We start from the raw sequence: 457 nt of genomic DNA, 5'->3' as shown, positions 1-457 counted from the left end.
AACGCGTTCGAGGCGCTCGGCGTGGGCAAGGGCGACCGCGTGGCCGTGTACCTGCCCATGATCGCGGAGGCCGTGATCACCATGCTCGCGTGCGCGCGCATCGGAGCGATCCACTCGGTGGTCTTCGGCGGCTTCTCCGCGGACGCCCTGCGCTCGCGCATCGAGGACGGCGAGGCCAAGCTCGTGGTCACCGCGGACGGCTCCTACCGCCGCGGCAAGCCCACCACCCTGAAGCCCGCCGTGGACGCCGCCCTGGAGAAGGGCGGGAGCAGGGCGAGGAGTTCTGGGCGGACCAGGCCCGCGACCTGCTCACGTGGTCCACCCCGTTCACCGAGGTGCTGGACTGGTCCAACCCGCCCTTCGCCAAGTGGTTCCAGGACGGCACCCTCAACGCCGCGTACAACGCCGTGGACCGCCATGTGGAGGCCGGCAACGGTGACCGCGTGGCCCTGTACTT

At 70.9% G+C, this 457-nt stretch carries 2 pseudogenes; both read left to right on the top strand.

Annotated features, from left to right (window positions below):
• Window positions 1–57: 57 nt before the first annotated feature.
• Window positions 58–186: pseudogene (locus M3636_RS29900) on the top strand (AMP-binding protein); the annotation flags it as partial.
• 92 nt (window positions 187–278) lie between these two features.
• Window positions 279–457: pseudogene (locus M3636_RS29895) on the top strand (acetyl-coenzyme A synthetase N-terminal domain-containing protein); the annotation flags it as partial.

The sequence above is a fragment of the Paenibacillus sp. MER 99-2 genome, from assembly GCF_023714095.1.
In the GTDB taxonomy this organism is placed as follows: Bacteria; Bacillota; Bacilli; order Paenibacillales; family Paenibacillaceae; genus Paenibacillus.
The sequence above is the reverse complement of the archived record's forward strand: the minus strand, read 5'-3'. Positions and strand labels throughout refer to the sequence as shown.